This is a genomic window from Photobacterium sp. S4TG1, assembly GCF_036040035.1.
Taxonomy (GTDB): Bacteria; Pseudomonadota; Gammaproteobacteria; order Enterobacterales; family Vibrionaceae; genus Photobacterium.
Window position 1 is genome coordinate 1 of the sequence record NZ_JAYXUH010000073.1, and the last position, 207, is coordinate 207.

At 46.9% G+C, this 207-nt stretch carries 1 rRNA gene; it reads right to left on the reverse strand.

What is annotated here, in order from left to right:
- Positions 1-207: ribosomal RNA gene (locus VXS03_RS20230) — 23S ribosomal RNA — on the reverse strand; the annotation flags it as partial.

Below are 207 nucleotides of genomic sequence, written 5' to 3' on the forward strand. Positions count from 1 at the left end.
ACTTTCCAGAACCTTCACCTAACGCAGAACTAGCTTAAGGGCTAATCCGGTTTCGCTCGCCGCTACTACCGGAATCTCGGTTGATTTCTCTTCCTCGGGGTACTTAGATGTTTCAGTTCCCCCGGTTTGCCTCATTAACCTATGTATTCAGTTAATGATACTTGCTTATGCAAGTGGGTTTCCCCATTCGGAAATCCCAGACTCAAG